The organism is Nocardia macrotermitis (assembly GCF_009604405.1).
Lineage (GTDB): Bacteria > Actinomycetota > Actinomycetes > Mycobacteriales > Mycobacteriaceae > Nocardia > Nocardia macrotermitis.
Genome location: NZ_WEGK01000008.1, coordinates 155,486 through 179,610 on the forward strand (window position 1 = coordinate 155,486; position 24,125 = coordinate 179,610).

Genomic DNA, 24,125 nt, shown 5'->3' on the forward strand with positions numbered 1-24,125 from the left:
ATGAGTATCGAGATGCCCGCTGGGCTACAGTGGCTGTCGTATCTGGCGGGGTCGTCGTGGCCGAAAGGCGATGAGGACGCACTCTTCGCGCTGAGTCACGATTGGACCGAGGCTGCCGAAGGGCTCAAAGGGATCCTGACGCCGCTGCATCTGGCGTGTGACACCGCGTCGCAGAACTACAGCGGTAGTGGCGCGGACCAGATGAAATCCCAGTTCAATCAGTTCTTTTCGGGCGACCAGTCGATCGAGAAGATCATCCAGGGACTCGAGCAGCTCGCCGACTCGGTCTTCGACTGCGGACAGCAGACCGAGTACGCGAAGCTGCAAATCATCATCACCCTGGCGGTGATGGCCGCGGAGATCGCGTACGCGCTGGCCACACTGTGGGGCGCGTGGGCCGTACCGCTCATCGAGGCCGAAGGCGCCGGGATCATGCGCCTGATCGCCTCGCGCCTGGCCGGAGCCCTCGCCGCACGCGCCCAGCGTCTGGCGGCGATGCCGCTGTGGAAGCTCACCGCGATTCAGGTGCTCGAGCAGGGCGCGATCGGTCTCGGCACCGACGCACTCGCCCAGGGCATCGAACTCGCGCAGGGACACAGCAAGGGTTTCAACGTCAAACAGATGTTCATCACCGGCGCGGTCGGCGCGATCTCCGGTGGTGTGGCCACCCCGATCGGTCACCTCGGCGGTAAATACCTGGGCGGGTGGGTCGCCAAGAACGGCGAAATGACCTGGTGGAAAGCAGGTTTGGTCGCTGTCGGATCCGGTATCCCGGCCGGTGTGGTCGGCGCGGGCGCGGGCATCGTCGCGTATGGCGCGATCACCGGACAGTGGGAATTCGATCCCGCCGCGCTGATCGGCGGTGTCGGTGGTGGTCTCGTCGGTGGCGTGCACGGCGTGCTGGGGCACTTCCAGGGCAAGTTCACCGCCGCGGGCGGGTATGAGCCGCTACCCGGGTACAGCGCGGAGGACAAACCACCGGCCTACACCGACGGATCCTCCTCGTACGAGAAGAAACTCGGCGGCCCCGACACCAAGAGCGCCACCAACGGCAACTCGGGTGGCGCCACCAACCTGGGCGGGGAGAAGACCCGGGACAACCCGCCGCAGCAGACGACCACGCGGGAAACCAACTCCCAGAACGGCATATCGCGCAGCACGCAGCCGCAGCACGCGCGCAGCACCGCGAACGACACGAACCCGGCGGCGGCGCAGACCCCGCGCGGCACGAACAGCAGCCCGATCCGGCAGAGCAACGAATCGCACGTAGAGAACTCGAATGTGCGGGCGGGCGCCACGAATCCGATCCGCGAGAGCAACGGCACGCAGCAGCGCTCCGAGAACTCGCCCAGCGAGCAGCAGTCCACTCCGCTGCGCAGCGCGTCCGAGTCGAGTCCGGAGCGTAAGCCGTACCAGGCCACCGTCGAAGAGGTCCGCGACGAATCGGACACCCGGCCCACCGACAACCGAAGCGTCACGCCCACAGACGATCCCGTCGGCCAGCAGCATCGGACGACCGTCGAGAAAGTTCCCGACAGCTCCGACAGCCGGATCGACCCGACCCGGACCAGCACCCAGAACCCCGAGACCCGATCCACCCCGCTGGCACCGCAGGAATCCACGGGCGGCTCCTCACGCGCCCCCAAATCCGATATCCCGCTGCGGAACCAGTCGCAGGACCTGTCCCGATCGATGTCGACGGACTCGACCACGACACGCACGGCGGCCTCCTCGCGCCCGAGCCTGTCCTCGCTCGACGACGGCTCACGGTCCACACCCCGGATCACCGCGGGAGCCAAGACCGAGCCCGCACCGAAAGCAACTGCCACACCATCGGTTTCGGAGCAATCGCGGATCCGATCGATGCCCGCCGGATCCGATCACGCCACGCCGGCGAACCGTCGCACCGAAACGCTGTCGGCGATCTCACGCCAGGACGAGGTCTCGCGCCCGAGCGAATCCCCGCTCTCCTCGCCGACGGACGAGACCCGCACCCTGCCGCACGAACAACAGCAGCCCCGGTCGACTCCGGACGACGTGCGCAGCTTCGAATCCCGCACGCACGCGGACAATTTCGCCGCCGAGCGGTTGAACACCCGGAACGACCTGCCCAGCGACGAGCGGGCGGCGTTGGACGGCAACCACGACATCGCCACCGTCAACGACCTGCTCCGCAACATCCCGCCCGATCGGATCGCGGACCGGCACGCCGAATTCGCCGACGACCACGAGACCGCGAACCTGTTCACCGGCAGGGACGGCCTGGCCCCCGACCTCACCGCCCTGCGCGAGGTCCCCTCCGACACGTTGCGGGATCGCCGGGACACGCTGCGGGACAACAAGACCCGCACGCCCGAACAGGAACGGGAGCTGCGCGCCCTCGAGGACATCCTGTCCCACGAGCAGCCGGACGAACGCTGGAACCAGCTCCGCAACCGCGCCGCGCTGTACCGGATCTGGTCGGATTACTTCCGGCAACACCTGAACCGGTCGTTCGAGCCCGGCGACATCCAGCACAACATCGACCTGCTCGACAACGCGACCGGGCACGAACTCCCACTGCCGCAGACGATTCGCATCGATCGCCCCCTCGACGACCCGGGCACTCTGATCGACAAGAACGGTGAGCCGTTCACCGGCCGCAACACCCAGGACCTGGTCGACACCGTCCAGCACGAGTCCGGCTACATGTCGCTGCCGCTGCGCGACGAACCCGCCGCGGGCGGCGGTCCCTACCGCATGGAACTGGAGATCCCGCGCGGCACCCGGGGCGTCTACGTCGGCGGCGATCACTCCGACACCCATCACCTGCTGCTCGCCCGCGACATCACCTACCGGATCACCGGCGTCGGCCACGACAACGGCACCACCGTGATCCAGGCCCGGATCGAACCCCGGCCCGAGACCGAACATCGCAACCCCGCGAACCTCCACCGGGACGACGCCGCAGGCGGGACCGACCGCACCAAGGCCGATACGCCCGCCGCCACCCCCGAACGCGATCGGCGGGAGATCGAACGCCGGGATCAGCTGGCGCAGGAGATCCGCGGCGGTGAGACGCGGGACCAGAACGTCATCGAGACCCGTCAGCGACTCGACGACGCCACCGCGGCGTACGAGAGCAGCCGCCGGGCCGTGGAAACCGCTGAGGCCGAACACGATCGGACCACCGAGACCGAGCACCCGGACAACCCGGAGCACGCGAACAACACCGAACGCTCGACCGAGACCAACCGCTCGGACGACCCCGCGCTGACCGAAGCACACCAGCAACTCGACGAGGCCCGCGCGAAGCTGGAGCAGGCGCGGATCGATCACGACACCGCGGTCGATCACGCGGTCGATCACCAGTACTCGATCCTCAAAGCCGAAGCCGAGCAACGCATCCGGGATGCGGATGAACACGCCGCCACCGTGCACAACGAAACCGAGAAGCAGCTGCGGGCCGCGCAGAAGCAGCTGTCCGATGCCCGCGCGAACTGGACCACCAGCCGCGACGCCTACAACCAGCGGGCCGCCGACCTCGAGGCCCGCCGGAACGGCGATCTGACCAAGAGCATCACCGAAGCCGACGTCCGCGTGCAGAAGGCTCGCGACGAACTCGCCGAGGCCCGCCGGGCCCACCGCGACGCGAGCGCCGAAATCGAGCCCGCCGCAAAGCATCTCGAGGCGTTGCGCAAGGACATCAACTCCCGCGCGGGCGAGGTGCGCCGCGAACTGGTCGAACGCGAGGCGCTGCTACGCGCCGCGCCCGGGGACCACAGCGCCGCGCTGGACAAGTCGATGCAGGAGCGCCACGCCGAGGAGTCGGTCGCGCGCGACGAACACGACGACGCGCACACCAGCAGTGGCAGGATCGCCCGATTCTTCGAGAGGATCGGTTCCGGCGGCGATCGGGGCACTCCCGGAATCACCGATCACGAACGGTTCGATCAGGACGTCCGGACCCGCGAACAGCAGTTGCGCAACGAACTGACCCGGCGCGACGAATCGGACCTCGGTTCGCTCAAGTCCGAGCTGGACAAGCACGAGGCCGCCGTCCAGAAGGCCCACGAGGAACTCGACAAGACCGGCCTCGATGTGATCCGGCAGCGGACCGAGGCCCTGAAGGAGGCTGGCAAGGCCGATCAGGAAGCGTTCGACACCGGATTGGCCGAGCGCGAAACGACATTCGAAGCCATCAACAACAAGCGCATGGATTCCGCGAAGGACATCCTCGCCGCGCTCTCGGTGCACAACGAGGAACTGCTGTCCGACAAGCACGACAGCCCGGTCTCGCGCCTCACCGACGACCAGATGCGCGAGCTGATGCGCACCGGCACCCCCGAGCAGCGCCTGACCTACCTGTCGGAGTTCGTGCGCCGCAACCATCCCGAGGGTTTCGCCCCCCGCGAGAACCAGATGCTCGGCTTCCTGCTGCGCACCGCCAACATGGGCACCGGCCAGGGCAAGGAAATGCTCATGGCGATGCGGCTGTTCACCGACGCCCTCGAACACGGCACCGCCTACGGCAGCACCAGCAGCGACAACCTCGTCGCCTCGATGGAAACACTGGTCAAGGCGTTCACGCACCCGAAGACCGGCGCTCCGCTGGTGAACGTGGGCCGCATGACCGACGACGGGCCGATGCCCGAGAACGGCGTGATCGTCGGCACCAAGAACGACTTCCAGTTCCGGGCGTTGCGGGAAGCCCAGGCGATGCTCGAGAGCATCGGCACCAAGGCCCCCAAGGAGGAGGTCGACGCGCTGCACCAGTGGCTCAACAACGATCGCCCCAAACTCGACGAGATGCAGGCCAGGCTCGACGAGGCCGCCGCGAAGTACAAGGTGGACCGGAAGTTCGAACCGTTCCCGAAGGGCATCTACACCGGCGACGAATTCGACGCCGCCATGTTCGACGGCCAGGAAGCGGTCCTCACCCCCGGTGGTTCGCAGGCCGAATCGCCAGAGCGGGCGCAGCAGATCAAGGATGTCACCCACCGCGTGCTGGCCGCGCAGAAGCTGCACGGGCTCACCGACGCGGACTTCGCCCGACCCGAACGCACCAAGGGCATGTGGCGCGCGGAACTGACCGACGCCGCGATCGAGAAACTCAACCAGATCCCCGGACCGCAACTGACGCGCGATCACCCCGACGCGCAGATGTACAAGAATGCGGCACTGGCGAATTGGGGTATGACCCGCAACGAGCACTACATCGTCTCGCACGACCCGACCGGGCAGAGCGGGTCGCGGGTCGGGCTGCTCGACCACAAGAACACCGACAAGCTGATGCTGGACCGGACCAAGGGTTCCACCGATGTGCGGGAGAACCGGCTCCAGGACATCGGGCAGTATCTCGACGTGCTGGCCGGGGTCGAGGTGCAGGCCAACCACTCCTCCGAAGCCTTGTACCTGGGGTTCGGTCAGTTCGTCGGCAGCAGCTTCCTGCACTCGCCCTCGGGGGTGTCCGGAACGCTGACGCACGTGGAGAACGCGCTCTACGACCAGCACCACATCGGGCCGGTGCCGCGCATCGAGAACTACTACAAGGACCGCATCGATGACCTCCCGGACATCATGCACAAGACCCGCGAGGCGAAACTCGAAGCCTCCGCCGCCGCGATCGTGCAGGAAGTCATCGCACGTGACGGGGAGATCAAGCTCGAATATGACGACAACGGTGTGGTGACCGGCGTCGAGCAGGGCGGCCAACCGCACTGGCAGGTGCACAGCAACCGCGACATCTCCGGCGACAGTGTGCGCATCGAACGCGGCGATGACGGAAGTATCACCAAGACAACAGAATTGAGCTCCTGGCGGGACAAGAACCCGGAGGAGTTCGGCGTCACCGACTGGGTCGACAAGATCACCAACGATCGCGTCCGCGCCGAAGTCGCACGGCTCAACGAGGAACGCGTCCGAAAGGGCGAACCCGAACTGAAGGTCGCCGACGACATCAAGCTCGACTACACCGTGCGCGACGCGCAGTGGTACGACCGCGAGGGCAACGGCGACGACGCGGAGAACCTCGCCAACGTGCAGACCAAGGACTGGGGTAAACCCGGCAGCCTGCACTTCGGCCACAAGACCGACGGCCGCGGCGCCAGCCCGAAGCCGGACAAGGATTCGCTCGCGATGGGCGGCACCCGCGCCCGCACCACCGTCGGCCCCGACGCGGGCGATCGCGCCCACATCCAGATCCGCGGCCGCGCCCAACGCGGCGGCTCCGGCACCGACCGCGAGAACGGCGGTTACCCGGGATCGTTCCAACGCTTCCTGTCCCCCGAGGACATGTACACCGAGGTCCACGACCACGGCGTCGTCACCCAGGTCGTGCGCTACCAGAAGGCGGCCACCGCGCACGAACAGGCCGTCACCGCGGACCAGACGCACAGCACCGACGCCACCCGTACCGAGGTCACCAACGCCGAAACCGAACTGCACGCGGCCGAGCAACAACTGCGCGACGAGACCGTGCCGCACGTGCAGAGCGAGGTGGAGAAACAACTTCTCGCACCCAAGGGAGCCGGGGCGCGCCCGTCGCTGTCCGAGCTGCTGCACAACCTCACGGTGCAGTCCTCGCGGACGCCGGAGAGTACGTCGCGGGAGACCGTCACCCCGAACGAGCAGCACACAACCGACGAAGAGCACACACCGAACGAGCAGCACACGTCCGATGAACAGCACACGTCCGACGAACAGCACACACCGAACGAGCAGCACACGTCGGAAGAGCAGCACACATCGAACCGCTCGGACGACGCGACCTCGACGCAGCATCCGGCCGAATCGACCGACACCGAGCACACGGTGTCGAACGACTCGCACGCCGACGACGTCCCCCACACCACGGAGGACAACGGCTTCATCCGCCACTACACGGGCGATAACGCCGCCGAATGGCTGCGGCGCAGCGGCGGTCCCGCCGGGACCCTGCTGTCGTTCACCACTCCCGGCGGGGACTTCGTGCGAGCGGACTTCACCGAGCACGGGATCGAACTGCGGCACTCCGACGATCGCACCGAAACCGTGAACCTGGACGGCATGCTCGCCGTACTCCAGGACCAACGCGTCGACACCGTCCGCATCATGCCCGCCGAGCCGGAAACCTACGCGCCGAGCTCCCGGACCGTGGAAACCGAAGAGCCGCCGCTAGAGATCCCCCCGGCCCGCACCGGCAACCCCGCCGTATCCGCCGTGCGCCGGACGCCCCTGTGGAACGTCCAGACACCGCTGACCACCACCCCCAACTCACAGACCGCGCAGAACCCCCTCACCGACGACCAGTCGCAGGACGACCCGTTCGCGGTGGAGCTCGACTACGGCTCCGACCTCGACTCCCTCTACGACGGTGACGCGGAGTCCGTGTACGGCGGCGACGATCAGCACGAACCGCCCCCGCACGTCATCGACCCACCCCCGCACGTCATCGACAATTCGACCACCGGGAACCGGCAGCCTTTCGAACTCCCTTCGGACAGTGAACTTTTCGTGATCGGAGACGACAGCGACTCCGTCCACAGCGACGACAGTTTCCTGCTCGACAACGTCCTGAACCAGCCCACTCCGCAGGCCCTCCGGAAAGCGCCCCCCACGGTCAACCCGGCGCTCGAAACGCCCGCGGACGACAAGCTGTTCGCGATCGGCTCCGACAGCGACTCGGCCTCCTCCTACAGCCAGGACGAGTCCCAGCACGGACCCACACCGCACCACACCGCACCGCCGACCATCCCAACGGGACCGGCCCTCGAAATCCCGTCCGACAGCAAGCTTTTCACCAACCGCTCGGACTCCGACTCACCGTCCATCTACAGTCAGGACGGCGCGAACTCACGCCAACCCGGTATCGACATCCCTTCCGGCAGCAGGCTTTTCACCGGAAACTCCGACACCGAGTCGCCGTCGATCGACAGCCGGGACGAGTTCCGGTACGACCCCACCCCGTACCTCGCCGGGAATTCGACCACCGAACAATTCCCGGGCCTCGAAACCCCCTCGGACAACGAGCTTTTCACCGGCCACTCGGGCTTCGGCTCGCCCTCGTTGCACAGCCCGTACTCCCCCTCGCTGTACAACCAGGGCTCGCCCAGCAGCTCCAGCCAGGGGCTCTCCAACTTCTACGGCGACGGATCCGTCCGCAGGAACAACACCACCGGGAACCTCGCTCTCGAGAACACGCCGAGCAACCCGCTGTTCCTGGACCCCTACGACAGCGACTCCCCCTCCGCCTACAGCCAGGACAGCGGCGACGAGACCGACCTCACCGGCGGACCGCGCAGGCTCGGCCCCCTCCTTTCCACGCTGGCGTCCACGCTCTCGATGGGTACCGGCGGCCGCAAGGCTTCCGAAACCGAGGAGTCGACCGAGGATCCGGCCACGAAGACGAAACCGGCCGGCGAGAAATCGGCGAAACCCGTCGTGAAGACGACGATCTCCGATCCCGGCGAGAAAGCGGCGGAAACCGGTGAGAAGTCAGCGGAGACAGGCAAGAAAGCAGCCGATCCCGGCGAGAAGGCAGTCGAGCCGGTAAAGAAGACCGATGACCCGACCAAGAAGACGGACGACACCGGCAAGAAAGCGGCAAACCACGGCCTACGCGACCTGTTCGACGAGTACGACCCCGAGGAAGGCGAATCCTTCTTCGGCCGAGACCTCGGCCGCCAACTCGGGGTCGAACCGCTCTATCTGAACCCGGCGATGCGAAAATTCGGCACCGACCGTCAGGGCGCGAAGAACCTCATCGACTACCAGCCGATTCCGCAGGAAACCGTGGAATGGTTGCAGCAGCACGTCATCCAGCAGGTCGAGGGGAATCGGGGCCGGGACGACAAGTTCCGCAGGAACGTCGAGCAGACCCTGACCGCCGACCTGCTGAACAACGAGTGGTCGCGCCTGCTGAGTGAATCGGGACTGCCGCTGCCGGTGGTGTACAAGGGCACGAAATATCCGGTCTCCCTGCGCCTTTCACTGAACTCCATCGGACGGACCGACGAAACGGGAAAGCCGACCGAGGGGGTGGAAGTATCCCGGATGCAGAACTTCCAGCGGTCGGTCATCGACGTCAAACGCCAGGTGGGCAACACCAATATACGGTCGCTGTCCTACGCGCAGTCCGGGCAGTTGCACAAGGGCGTCGTCGAGAAGGTGAACCTGACCGGCCAGGTCGACGGCAGGCTCAACGAGATGGCCACCGACCTGCGCATCTCCTCGGAGGTCGAGTCGATCGCCAAACTGCGCAGCCTGGGCAAGCACCATCTCTACGACCTCGTGCCGACCTGGGAGGTACGCGTCGGCGAGGGTATCGCCGATCTGCGCGACCCGGACCGGATGAACGAGAACTGGAACCGCATCGACGAGCGCGCGCCGGACATTCTCCAGGCGTACTTCCCGGACTACCTGACCGACAACAGCGAAATGCCGGTGCTGAAGCAGGACGATCCGGACGGGCCGCCGCCGATCGAACGACTCCGCCACGAATTCCCGCTGTACGGGCCGCACGATATTCCGAATATCGACAAGATATACGCGGACGTGCTCAAATCGTTCGCGCCGTTGAAGAATATGGCCGACGAATCCGTCGAAGCGCTGTGGGAATTCTTCCGGCACGAGAACTTCCTCGGCGCGCTGCCGATCATGTGGAGCGACGGGCCGGTCGACACGCCGACGCTGCACACCGCGGGCGGCGACGAGATCGGCTATCTGCGATTCACCGTCGACCTGCACGGCGGCACCGAACTCACCGGCCCGCCCATCAAGAACTCGCGCGCCGAGCTCTACACCGTGCGACAACTGGCGGTGTACGGCATGACCAGGGTGGCCAACTCGTTCGGGGGCCTGCTCGCGCTCACCACGTCGTTCAAGTTCGGCAAGACCAACCCGGACACCGGTTATCCGACGGTCCCCGGTTTCCGGTTCACCCTTCCCCGAGGCGGGGCGGGCTACCACGCGACCTACCAGCTCGGCGTCAACCACGGTGGTACGACGGCCCGCACGCTGCGGCACAAGGGCGATTTCCTGCACGTCACGCCGGAGATGACCGTCAACGTCGAGTTGGTGCGCAACTTCGGTCCGCCGCTGCGGCCCGCCCCCGGGTCGCCGCTGGCCAGCGGCAAGACCTATCCGGTCAACATGATGGTGCCGCATCTGAAGACCCTCGGCACCGTGCCCACCAAACCGCTGTATCCGCCGTCGGAACTCGTACACCTGCGGCAACTCGGACTGACCACGACACCGCTGAGCATCGAGGGCGTCGCACCGCTGCTGCACGACCTCGAGGAATACCTCGACGCCGAGGGTTTCCTGCGCGACAACTTGGAGAACAATCGCACGCTCGACCAGGCCAAGGCCGGGCCGCGCGCGATGTTGGACGAGAGCATCCAGGGCGGCGCCAAACCGCCGTCGTTCCACATGGCCACCCCGACCGGTATGCGCCGGATCACCGCCATGATCGTGACCAAACGCCGGATGGAGAACCCTGCCGACCCGTACCAGGGCATCACGCACGAGGCGTCGCTGCCCAAGGTTCCGACGATGAACTACAACGGCGGCAATTCCTCCGGCAGTGATCAGTACAGCAATTCGATCCCGTGGAACATCGGCGCCAACTTCTCCATCGACAACCTCATCGGCGGCGGGAGCAGGATCCAGCCCGCCGCCCGCATCACCGGTGCGTACGTGCACAACCACGCGGCGCCGAACGTCAGCGACTTCAGCTGGAAGATCAACGAGCGCAACATCTTCACCCCGAACGACGGCAGCGAGGTCTTCGGCATCCCGACCGAGTACGAGTTGCACATCTTCGATACGCACGAACCCGCGGCCGACACCATCACCAGGGTCAATACCGACGACAGCGCGCCGTCGACCGAGTCCGAGGGGTCGGACACCGACAAATCCGACGCCGATACCGAGTACTCGGCGTCGGTCTACAGCCAGGACAGCGCGTCGGTCTACAGCCGGGACAGCTCCGGCGTGCCGGTCGTCCAGCCGGTCAAAGCCGTGAAACCCGCGACCGACAGCGACAGCCTCTACTCCGCATCGGTGTACAGCCAGGACAGCGGCGGCGGCGAGATCACCGAACCCGCGACCGGCAGCCGACCCGGCACCGGCACCACCACCAGCCGCATACTGCGCGCCAGCACCGGCCGGATCCGGGTGGCGCTGCCGACCTATCGCACCCTGTCCGAGAAGCCGAAGACCCCGCCCCCGGCGTTGGAACCCACGGTCCACACGGTCGACCCGAAGAAGGATCAGGCGCTGGTCCGCGCATTCGACCAGCGGGCGGATCTGCCGCGCAACCCCAAGATGCAGGATCCCGGCGGCAGCAAGATCCTGCGGGAGACCATGGACAAGGCGATCACCGAGCTGTACGAGGGCGTCAAGAAGGACGCCGAGGACGCGAAGAAGGCCGCCGAACAGGGGAAGACGACCACATCGGACGAGACGAGGACGGACGAGGAGACCGCACCCGCGGACACGACGATCACGAAGATCACCGACGAGGACGAGGATCCGGTGATCCCCGGCGCCTTCCTCACCGACGAGCAACTCGCGGCCAGACAGGCGAGAGCGCCCGACACCGGCGAGACCGCGGTGAACTGGGGTGCGGTCGGCAACTCGCTGCTCGGCGCGGCCCGCTGGCTGGCGAACAAGACCATCGGCGTCGGCCAGTGGACCCGGCAGACCACGCTCGGCGAACCGCCCGCGAATCCGGATTCGACGATTCGCGAGGTCTTCCACAGCGCGCTGGCGCCGAGCAACCTGACCCCGTCGATCTTCCAGACCTCCTACCCGTTCGAGAGCGCCGCGGCGCCGGGCACCCTCGCGGGTGTCGATTTCAGCGGCGATCTGCGCGGTCTGATCGAGAACATCCGGGTGCGGTACGAGCCGAAGTTCGAGGCCGAACAGCTGCTGACGACCACCTCGCAGACCTCCATGTACCAGCCCGAGCACTTCGGCGATCACGGCGGCGTTTCCGGTATCGGCTACTACGGGGCGAATGCCGACGGGCACGGCACCCTGGCCGGTGGCAGTCAGTGGGGCAGGACCGGGGACAAGCGCGTCACCGCGCAGGCCGCCGCCACCAACGACACCTCGTTCACCAGCTACGTCGGCGCGTACGTCTTCGTCGCGGACGCCAAATACCTCATGAGCCTCACCGCCGCCCCGCGCAACACCGCCCGGAACATCTTCCCCGGCGGGCCGCGCACGAAGTCCTACATCATCGACGTGCCCGACGGCGTGGAGTTCTACCTCGTCGAAAGCGAACTGCGGCATCACCCGAACCTGCTGGCGCTGGTCCAGGCCCGCGCCGATCTGAAGATTCCGAAACCGTTGGAACCCGGTAACGGCCTGCCCGCCGACTTCAAGGCGAAGGGCGACCTCAACCTGGGCATCGCCTACGACGTCGAGGTGCACGGCCCCCGAAACGCGTTGCGCAACAGGGTGACCGACGCCGTGGAGAAGAAGGCGGGCGGTATCACCAAGATCGGCTCGACCACCTATCAACCCGGGGTTCTGCCGCGCATCGCCAAGGCCACCGACGAGGATTCGCTGCGCGCCCTGGTCAACGCGGGTCCCGAGGCAGAGGACACCGTTCGGTTCCTGTATCGGTCCTGGTTCATTCCGCGCCTGGTCGTCGTCAAACTCACCGTGACACCGGATTTCTCACGGTTGGGCAAGGACGACAGCGGCAAACCGGTGTCGAAGGAATTGCAACAGCTCCAGGAACACGGTGAGCAACTGCCGGACACCACCGTGCTGGACATCCTGCGCGGCTACCAGGGCACCACCGGCAACTCCCTGGGCATCCCCGGCTCGACCGGAACCAGCCGCTACCGCACTCGCGACCACCGGGAGAACTTCAACCCCGGTGGCCTGGTCAACGGCTCGCAGCCGACCTTCAGCATCGCGGCCGGGCGGCAGAGCGGCGGCGGCGACGGCTCGAAATCCACCCGGCAGACCCGCACCTGGGTCCGCTCGGCCGGTCTGACCCGGTTCTCGACGCCGTACAAGATCAATGTCGACATCAGCTCCCATGCCATCACCCAGCCGGTGACCTCGTACCTGATGTCCGCGGGCATCGGCACGCTGGCCTATCTCGGACAGGGCGTCGCCGGTGTCGGACAGACGATGGTCGGTTGGGTGCGCGGTCCCCGGCCGACCGTCAACCCGCCCATCGAGATGACCGAACTCGACCCGAATCTGCCGATCGTGCCGGTCACGGTGATCAACCCGGAGCAGACGCCCGATTCGGAACTGCCGATGGTGCCGGTCACCGTGCTCGACCCGAACCGGACGCCGGAACCGACATTCGACATGGTCCCGGTCACCGTCCTGGATCCGGACCTGGAGGCGCAGCTCGAGTCGATCGACGACTCGAAACTTCCGCCCGCGGCCGACTCCGACCACATCGAGATGCCCGCCGACGTTCTCGTCCTGTTCGAGAACTCCGAGACCAAGGCCAGCAATCCTGTCCAGCGCATCCCGCCCGGGCTGTACTCCGACGATCCCAGCCGACCGTTGCTGCCCGCGCCGGGCGGTCTCGTCATCCCGATCAACCCGCCCGCACCCCTGCGCGCGCTGTTCGCCGGACCGACCTGGAAGCCGACGCTACCGCTGCTGATCCACGACTTCGACGGCCGGGCCGAACTGGCCCGCGCGCTGCGGGCGGTCGACCCCTCGCTCGTCCCCAGCCTGCAACCGGGCTTCTCGCCGGGCGTGCCGAGCCTGCTGCAGTCGCTGGCCGCGTACGGCGTCCCGACCCACGTCGGGAAGGAAGGCACCGGTGTGGCCCTGGACAAGGCCGCGCCGACCAAAGAGATCCTGTTCGTGAAGAACCCGACCGGCGACCGGTACCTCAAGGTGACGCTCTACTCGCCGCAACTCGTCCGGGTCAACCGCAGGACCTCGATCGAGGGTATTTCCGTCGCCGAGGACTCGACCCAGAACGAGGATCGCGAGACCTACGAATACCGGCTGACCTTCGGTCTGACGAACGACCTCAACGCGGACGCCACCAACCAGAACACTCCGACGAACATCCCGCTGGACGGCGATACCGTCCGATACGTCGACTCGAGTTCACTGACCCGGCAGTCCACCAGTTATGCCCGTTTCGGTGTGCAGGGCGAGACCAAGAGTTACCGGATCAGCGCCGCCGCGCTCATCGAGGTCGCCGGTCCCAAGGGTGTGCTGTGGGTTTCCGGAAATGTGGAATTCAATACGATGGAGAATCCCACGGGGCATGTCGATCCACCGGGTATCGATCCGAAGGACGGCAGCGTGATGAAACCCGAGGACAAGAAGGACGACACCAAAAAAGACGACGGTAAGAAGGACGACCCGAAGAAGTCGACCGCGGATCTCGCGAAGGACGACCCGGCGAAGCAGAAGACAGGCAAGGACGACAATGAGAAGTCGTCGTCGGATCCGACCGAGCAGAAGACCGATACCAAGGACGATTCCGACAAGTCGAAGTCCGAGCCCGCGAAAGGCGCGAAGAGCAAAGGCAAGCTCAGGGAGCCGACCGGGCAGGCGCTCGGGGGCGTCGCGCCGCCCGCGGGTTACCGGTGGCAGAGCATGCCGATGGACGGCGACTGCTATATCCATGTCCTGACCCGGGCCCTCCACCCGGGCGCGGTGATGACCCGCAACCAACGCAACCAGGTGATCCGGAATATTCGCGCGGACATAGTCCAGGAGATCCACCGGAACCCGGACGATTTCTACGCGGATTTCGAATCCGTCCTGGCGGCGGCCGCCGGCTACTATCGCGACCAGCTCTCCGTCCTGTTGACGCCCGGGACCGCACTCCACACCGCGGTCCGCCGCGGCCGCTTCCACCAGTTGTTCGCGGCGACCGACAATTCCCCCGGTATGGTGGCGCTGTTCCGAGCGGTCGGGGAGGATCCGGAGAGTTATCTCGCATACGACGAGTTCCGGGACCTGTTCATGGCACGGCGCGACAATCTGCTCTGGGCGCGGTTCTACCAGCAGGTCGCGACACTGGGACAGCAAGGGGTGTGGCGGAACGCGGCCAGCTATCTGGTTCCGCAGGCCAGCGTCGCGGTTCTCCGCCGCAACGGGGTCGGACTCAACGTCTACATTCCCAGGCAGTACGGCACCGGCACGGCGCTCGGTGACCAGACCTCCACGCATCCGCAGGTCAACGCCCTGATCCACAATGCGCACTACTACCTCGCGGTCCCGGCGCTGGGGTCGTCCGCCACCAGTATCTTCATCACGTCCGGGGATACCGGATCGGTCGCCACGAGTTCCAAGACCGACGATCCGACGAAAACCGCAGACCCCACGAAAACCGACGATCCCACGAAGATCGCCGACCCCGCCAAGATCGGAACATCTAGCGGCGAGACCGTCACGAAACCGGCCGAGACCGCGCCGATCGGTCCCACCACGGCCGATGTCCGGGGCGAGGTATTCGGTCCCGATCGACTCCCGGACATCCCCGCGCATTCGCTCGGCTGGCTCGACACCGTGCGGTGGCGCGCCCTCGGCCAGCACCACATAGCGCGGGTCGATCAGGACCTCATCGCGCGTGGCGTGCCGACGCAGCGGCGTGCGGAACTGCTGCTCGATCTGCGGAACCAGCTGATCACGTGGGCGAACGGCCTGATGGAGTCGAATATGCCCGCCGATCCGTTCTCGGCCGACAACCGGTCGACTCCTTTCCGGACCGACAACCCGTTGACGCTGGAACAGGCGGTCGCGGACTTCCGGACCATGAATCCCGAAGCGTCCGAAGAGGATACGTACAACGCCATCGCCGCGGGGTCGTACGCCTGGAACCCGAAGCTGCACGATGTCACCGGTGTGAATCCGCACGATCCGTTCCCCGGTGGTCGCCCGGCGGCCGCACCGTGGAAGGCGGCGGCCAAGCCGATCGTCAAGACCGGCACCAAGCCCACCGCCAAGGTCGAGACGAAGCCGACCGACAAGGGCGAGACCGCCCCGACCGACAAGGGCAAGCCGCAACCTGCCAGGGGAGGCATCCTGCGCCGACCTGGCAGGGTGCGCGACCCGAACGCAGCCCCCAGGAATGTGCACTTCGCCGATCCCACCGACGACTCCGGCGTCGCCCCGCTCCGCGCCCGTCCCGTCTCGGAAACGTCGACCCGGCGTCCGGTCGCCGAAACCGGACGCCCTCCCCTGGACGTCACCGCCCTGCGAGACGCCCTGCGCACCGACTCCGACGACGAGACCGAACAGCCCCCGCTCGACCTCGCCGCCCTGCAAGACCCGCAACGCAGCGACTCCGGGACCGGACGCACCCCACTCGACGTCACCTCGCTGCAGCACGCCCTCCGCACCGATTCCGACGACGAATCCACCCCCGGATCCCAACCGCCGCCCATCCCCGCGCGCTCCCCGCGACGGCCGGGGACCACTCGGCCGGACGTCCGCCCGCAGTCGCCCGTGCGGGACCGGAACGCCGAATTCGGTTCGGAGACAACGAGTCCCGCACGTCTCACGCGGACTCAGCGGGTGCGGACCAGACGCGGCGGCGCACCTCGCCCAGTGCGCGGTCCCCCGGCCGCACAGTCCGAACTCACCGACATCGGATTGTCCGAGTACATACCGCCGCGCCGCCTGCGCACCACCGGTAGCCAGCTGTCGGCGACACCCACCTTCGACACCAGGCCGTTCGAACAGACGACCCGGCCGAAGGTTCCGCCGCGCTCCCCGCTACGACCACCACCGCCCGGCGCACAAACCACATTCCCCAATCCGGCGGGCCTCTCCCGGACCTCGAACGTCCCCACCGTGCGTGGCGGCAGATCCGCTCGCACCCGGACCGCTCCCTGGACCGCATTGTCCGACACCGCACCGTTCGACACCGGATTTCGGGACATGACGCCTCCCGGATCCCGCGTATCCGACGGCTCCTCCACGCCCTTCGAGTTCAGCTTCGTGCGCACGAACCGCCTGCGCCCCAGCACAACCCGATACCCGTCGATGGACGACTTCGACGACATGCCGTTCACCGCGACGCCGCAGCTACGCCGGACCAACCAGGACGACGTCACCCACATCCCGTCGCGCCCACTGCGACGTCGCGGCGACCAACAGGTCCACCGCCTCTCCGAGGACGTGACATCACGGATCGCGCCGAATACGCATGTGGCCGCGCGGCCGCTGCGGCAGCACCCGGGGCAACTCTCGGGACGTCCGGTAGTCACGAACACGCCGATCGGCACGACGCAGCAGGCCACCCCGCTCCGGACCGACGGCAGCGCGCCGAACCGGTCCGGGCGCGGCCTGTTCCAGCGGCCGCTGAACCTGTTGCGCAGTGGCGCAGCGGCTTTCGGCAGGCGGTTCACGACGGCCGACACCCGCGACGACGGCTCGTCTCTCGACGGTTCCTCGATCTACTCGGACAGCACCCACTCGTCGGTCGACACGGACTCCGGCAACACACCGTTCCAGTGCGTCGTCGACACCCTGAGCAGCATCAAGCGGGAGACCGGCAGCAGCAGGATCCGCATCCCGACCAAGCCGTCGTCGCTGCCCGGCCGTTCCCGGCGCGCCCTGCGCTGGTACAGCCGCGGCCGACTGCGCGGCTATCCGGACGAGCACGAGATCGCCCGGGAGCTGTTCCTGCTCGGGCCCGGCGCGCAGGCCCTAGTCGTCGGCGAGCACCGCACCGTCGGTGCGAACGGCATCGGCGCGCACGCCTATCGGATGATCCACCACGACGACGGCATCATCCGGGTGCACGACGTCGCGCGGGTCCGACCGCCCGGCAACGCGGGCTGGGCCAGCGTGCACGCCGTCCTCTACACCCCCGACGGCAGGCCGAGCCGCCCCGTGCGCCGCCGCGACGACGGCGGTATCCCGAAGTTGCCGGGCCGCACCCGCATCGGCGCGCCGGACGAGAGCGCGGCCGCCGAAACTCCGGTGGCCGCCGAAACGCACGACGAATCAGCCGAGACGACCACCGCGGCAACGGTTGCCCCGACGACGGGCGCCGCGGCCATCTCCACAGCAGCTCCGACGACGACCGCTCCCGCGACCGGAACCGAGACCGTCCCGCCGACGGCTCCGGTGACGTTGTCGGAGACCGAACAGACCGCACTGGACGCACATCGGAACCGTCCGATCGCGAACGACGTCCTGCGCGCCATCTCCGACCAGCCGGGCGGCACCTGGAAGGAGCGGATCGACGCCTGGCACAGCCAACTCGACGAGCACTACGAACTGGTCCGTCAACTCGTGCCCCGAGGCACCAAGGCACGCGATATCGACGGTTTGCGCAACCGGCTGACCCAACTCACCGACGGGGCCGAGGGCGGCCGTTCCCTCACCACCACCGAGGAGCTCGAAGCACGCACGCTGCGAGATCTGTTGTCCCGCAACGATGCCGCCGCCCACTGGCAGCGGATGCTCGACAATCACGCCGGCTATCGGCAGTGGTCTTCATACCTGATGCAGAACTACGATCAGCTGTTCGACCCCGAAGTGGTCCAGGAGCACATCGAGAACCTGGACCGGGCGACCGGACACGACCTCGGACTCACCGCGCCGATCCACGCCGTCGGCAACTTCGTGCTCGGACAGCACGCGGACGCCACCGAACTCACCTCGGGCCGACTGCTCGGCAGTGTGCGCGACGAGCCCGGCTACCTGACCGTCGCACTCGACGACCAGGCGCCCACCGCGCGTCCCGGTGAGACCACGCACCGTATGGAGCTGGAGATCCCACCCGGGACGTCCGGTATCCGCCTCGGCCCGGACGAAGAGCATCCGAACCGCGATCAACTGCTGCTCCCGCGCGGCACCCGGTTCCGGATCACCGGCGTCGACCAGGATCCCGTTACCGGAAACACCGTCGTGCGTGCCACGGTGGAACCGACCCCCATCGAAACGATCACAGATCACACGGTCACCGCGCAACAGACGGCGATCGACCAGGGCCCGATCGTCATCGAGGCATCCGAAAACTCAGCGCCGCAACAGCATTCGCAGACCCCGCAGTCCGAACCCGCGGCCCCGACCACGGTGCACCGCCCGCTCACCCCGACGGACTGGCTGCCCATCGAGCACGCCACCGACCCGCTGTTCACGAGCCTGGCCCGGATCGTCGATCTCCGCGACGCGGCCACCCTGCGCTCGCAGATGAACGACCAGCTGGCCGCGATGGAACTCGCGGAACTAAAGAGCCACAACGACTTCGAGGCTCGTCACCAGCGGGGTGAGGTGTCCGACGACGACTGGAACGCGCATCTGACCCGGGCGCAGGGCGTCGGCGAGTGGATGGCCAAGGCGCGCCAGACCATGGCGATCGATCCCACGGCCTTCGCGAACTCGCCGGATCCACAGCTGGTGGACCAGGCGGTGCACCTGGTCACCTACCTGCGCCAGATCAACATGGTCAGCATCAATCCGGTCGGGGAGCAGTTCGAACCCACCCACGTCCACCAGGCGCCGCGATTCTTCCTGCGCCGCACGGACACCGGCGCCTACGAGGTCGGCGTCACACCCGAGGGAAATATCTTCGTCTCGAACCCCAACCCGCCGCAGCCCGTGCGGCTCAGCTCGCCCAGCGGCGCGCTGCGGCGCGAGCTGATCCCGCCGCCCCGGACCCGGGTGCTGGCCTCTCGGCAGCTGCCGCTGCTGGGCGGGGCGGCCCTGCTGCGCACCTACATCGGTGAGAACCGGCCGATGGTGCCCCGATCCACGGTTCCGGCCATCGCGGACGCCAAGACATTGCCCACACCGCTCATGCGTGGTTACCAGTCGCCGGTGCGGTACATGACGCCCGCCGAACTGGAGTCGTACCGGCTGTTCGTGGGACCGGACGGCAGGCTGTACCGGGCATCGGACGGCCTGCCCTTCGACACCACGTGGGCCGGAAACGCGCGCAGCGGTGCCGGGCGAGCGATATTCGTGATGGACGAGTTCGGCAACCTGTACGCATCCGACCAGGAACTCGGGGTGCAGCACCACTCCTCGTTCCTGGGTGGGCGCATGATCGCCGCCGCCGGTGAGATCGACGTGCGGGACGGCTGGCTCATGCTGATGAGCGATGCCAGCGGACACTACAAGCCGCGGGCGGAGCAGAACGACCACGCGCTGGACCTGCTGCGTCACCAGGGTCTGCGCCCCGGCCCGGGCTTCTCCCGCCGGGACTTCAGCGACCAGCCCCGCGAACGGCACGGCGAGGTACAGCGCCAGCGCGACGAGCTCGCCCGGCGGCAGATCCTGCTCGACGCGGACCTCCAAGCGCTCACCCAGCGCGAACAGGCATCCGCGACAGCGCAACTCGCGGCGCCCGACACCGTGACCCACCCCGTGGTCCAGGCCGGTCGGACGGATCTGGACCGGCGACAAGCCGAGCTCGACAAGTGGCGCGAGAGCCTGGACCAGGGTGTCATCGACCAGGACCGGCAGCTCGAGATCTTCTCGCACCCCGCGCCCCACAACACCGACGACCGCATCGTGCCACCCGGGCAGTCCGACGAGCTGCGGAGCGAGACATCCACGGCGTCCCAGCGCGCGGACTGGTGGCGCGAACACGGCGAGAACTGGTGGAACGAACTGCATTTCGCGGATCTGGCCCCGGAATTCCAGTCCCGGTTGCTCACCGACTTCCCCGGGCTGCGCAACGGCGACGGTATTCCCGCCACCGTCCGGAATACGTTGAACCGCAGGTACATCGAACTCGAGATCGCCCGCCTCGCAGCCGAGGTCCGCGCCAGCTGGCTCGGCTGGGGACCGGCGCGCCGACTCCAGGATCTGAAGAACACGCTCGCCGATCTGCATGCCGCGGATCTCGAAACACGCATCGCCGCACAGCAATCCGGTGTCGATGCGGCCCCGGTGCACCTGCTGTCGTTCGAGCAGCACAGCGGCGGGCGATCCGGTACCGCGACGATCGCGTTCGGTCAGGTGGACACCGCCGATACCGTGCGATGGCACACGCCGGACAACGTGCCCCTGTCCGCGATGAACAGCGCGATCATCGCTGCGGCGCAACAGCATTCGCAGGCAGAACCCGACGGGACCACGCACGCCACCGTGCTGCGGATCGGCGCTACCGAAACCACGCCGGAAACCCGGACCGCGCCCGCGACGAGCGAGGAACCGCAGCCGGTGTTCGCGGACTTCCCCATCCAGCCCACCCGGGCCGCCACCCCCTCGGACATCCACCAGGTCACCGCCGACAGCCTCCCGAACCGCATCTCCGACGGCGGCGTCACCAGCGGCCGGATGCCCGGCCGCACGCCCCGGGGCCTGCGATCATGGCGTGGCAGAACAACTCCCGCGACATCCGACGGCAGCCATCCCGCGACCGGCTCCGCGCGCGGGACACCCCGCACCACCGGTTTCCGGGCCCGGCTGCGACAGTGGTTCGGCCGCGTGCGCCTCACCACCGAACCCGCGACCACCGAACCGACCCCGGCCGAACCCGCGGCCATCACCCATCCGATCGAATCCCAGGACACGACCACCCCGGAATCCGTTGTCCCGCAAACACGTCCGACCGCGGAACCGGAGGACTTCCCCGAGGACCAGGGCCCGGGTCCCGGATACCTCGAGGAACATGGGAACGCCCCTGCCGAGAACCAGCTGGACTGGCTGTTCGAGCAGGAACCCGAGCCGACCGGAACCACCGGCCCCCGCCCCGGAGCCAACCCGCAGTACACCGCCCCCCGGGCGAATCTGGCTGTGCAGCAAGCGGATACGATCGGCGAAACCGGCAACACCGTCCTGATCAGCCGCGGCGGACGGGCCGTGGTGGTCGGCCCCGCGGACACGGTCCAGTGGGACGGCCGGGACATCAACGGCAATGCGCTGATCCGCACGAGTTCCGACCCGTCCGGCCGGGCACACTGGGTACACACCGCCCTGCTCGACCGCCTCACCTGGACCCAGGATCCCAGCGGCGCGATGACGGGTACCTCCGGACTCGACGTCTGGTCCGGCAACCCGTCCACCCAGCTGGTGTTCTACGACAAGGGCGCGGTACACACGTTGGGCGTCGGCGAGCTGCTGGCGACCCGGCCGGCGGTGACGCCCGGCAGCCTGCGGATCGAGAACCTCACCGCGAGTGTGGTGATCCCCCAGGACGCCGTCCAGGCACTCGGCATGGGCGGTCCCGCGGCCACCGCGAGCCTGGTCACCCACACCGGCCCCCTGTTCGCCACGGTCGATTCGAAGCCGGTGCCACGCGCCTCCGACGCGCGGCCGGGCACCCGGGGCGACCACCGCGTCCTGATGGACAACCTCGGCCGACTCGCCGAACGCGATCCGCAGGGCCTGGTCGAGATGTTCCACGAGTACCCCAACGGCACGGTCGGGGTGCGGTACTTCATCGACGGCCGACCGCACTGGGTCCGGGTGGACCGGCGGCTGCCGCACGACGCGGACGGCGCACCGGCGCACGCGGATCACACCGACGGCGAACCGCTGTGGGCGGCGTTGGCGCAGAAGGCATATACGCTGCTGCGGCCCGATCTCGAGTCCGATACGACGGTCTCGATACGGCCGTTCGGCGAGCCGGTGCATCCGCCGCGGCTCCGGATGATGCCCGGGACGACCATCACCGCGCCGCAGGACCGGTTGACCGTCCTGGACCGCGACGGCGGTCTGCTGACCGTCCGGCCGGGCGAGGAACTGCACGGCATCGACGACCCCGACAACCCGGACCTGCTCACCGTGTGGGTCGGCGACGACCCGACCGCCCCGGTCCACTCGGTGGATCGAGCGCTGCTGGGCGAGCTGACCGTCTTCGGCCTCGACGCCGACGGCGCCTACCACTGGACGACACCGGCCACCTGGACCTCGCAGGCGGCGGCCGACCGCGTCCTGGGACTGCGCCGGATGACCTCGAATGCCGTCACGCACTTCCCGGGCGGCGCACCGATCGACCTGTCCATCGGGATCGGCGGTGAACCGATCCTGGACGGCAACGCCCGGGTCACCGACGAGACGCTGCGGGATCTCGGCCGCACGATCCAGCGGGCCAACGGTCGGGTGTTCGGTGACGAGGGACCCGTGCCCGGCGACGCGGCCCAGGGCCGGGCCGGGGACTGCTATCTGATCGCACCGCTGAAGAACATCGCCGCGGACGCGCCCTGGGAGATCCGGGACATGATCACCGAATACCCGAACGGAAGCGTCGCGGTGCGGCTCTTCACCGCACAGGGCGCACCGCGCTGGATCCGAGTGAACCGGGATCTGTTCGCCGACGCGAACGGCCGGATGATCTACGCCGCGCACGATCCGAAGCGCGCGCTGTGGCCCGCGCTGGTGGAGAAGGCGTACGCGGTGCAGCACGGCGGCTTCCAGGCGATCAAGGGCGGATTCCCGGGTCAGGCGATGCTGGAGTTGCTGCCGCCCCACGAGGTGAACGCCTCGGGTGTGCGGCAGCCGGTGCGCAGTATCGACCTGACGACCTTCCTGCACCCGATGCGGTTGGGTGTCGACGCACTGCACGAGCTGCTCGTCGAGCAGCTCGGCCCGCACGCCGACGCCGATTCGGCGTTCGCCTTCGCACGGCGCCTCGGCGAGTTGGAGCCGATCTGGAGCCGGAACCGGGAACAGTCGGTCGAACGTTTCGAGAGTTTCCTGAACTACCACCTCGATCCGACCGAGCGCACGCAGTGGCAGACCGAGATCACCGCCGTCCTGGACCACCTCCGCCGGGTCGCCGATCCCGCGCAGATCGTGACGAGTTCGGTTGCGCGGCAACATGTCGCGGACCTGATCCGGTTCCTGCGCGGCCGCGGTGACAAGATCCTGCTGTCGACCGCGAATTTCGGCGCCGGCGCCCAGCTCTCGAAATATCCGGGTCTGGTCGGGACGCACGCCTACTCGGTGTCGAACGTGCACACCGGTGCCGACGGCGGTATCGCGCTCGAACTGGCGAATCCGTGGGAGACCAACCCGGAGGTGGCGCAGACCATCGACGGCCTCACCTACGGTCCGGACGGCGCGCTCACCGTCGACGCCGGTCATCTGAGCAAATTCGGACTGCTCTCGATCCGCGGCACGGGCACCCACTTCGCGTTCGGCGAATCGACCGCGACCGCGCCGAACGACTGGCCCAAACCCGAGATGGATCCGCGCGGGGGTCACGAGTACGGCTATCGGTACCCGGCCGCGCGGACCTCCGACGG

At 67.7% G+C, this 24,125-nt stretch carries 1 protein-coding gene (cut by a window edge); it reads left to right on the forward strand.

Translation table 11 applies throughout. From position 1 onward, the window contains the following. Positions 1-24,125: the start of a C2 family cysteine protease gene (locus NRB20_RS19925; protein ID WP_153411660.1), read on the forward strand. It continues 35,881 nt past the right edge of the window; the window shows 24,125 of its 60,006 coding nt (coding positions 1-24,125); the start codon lies at positions 1-3; the stop codon falls past the right edge of the window.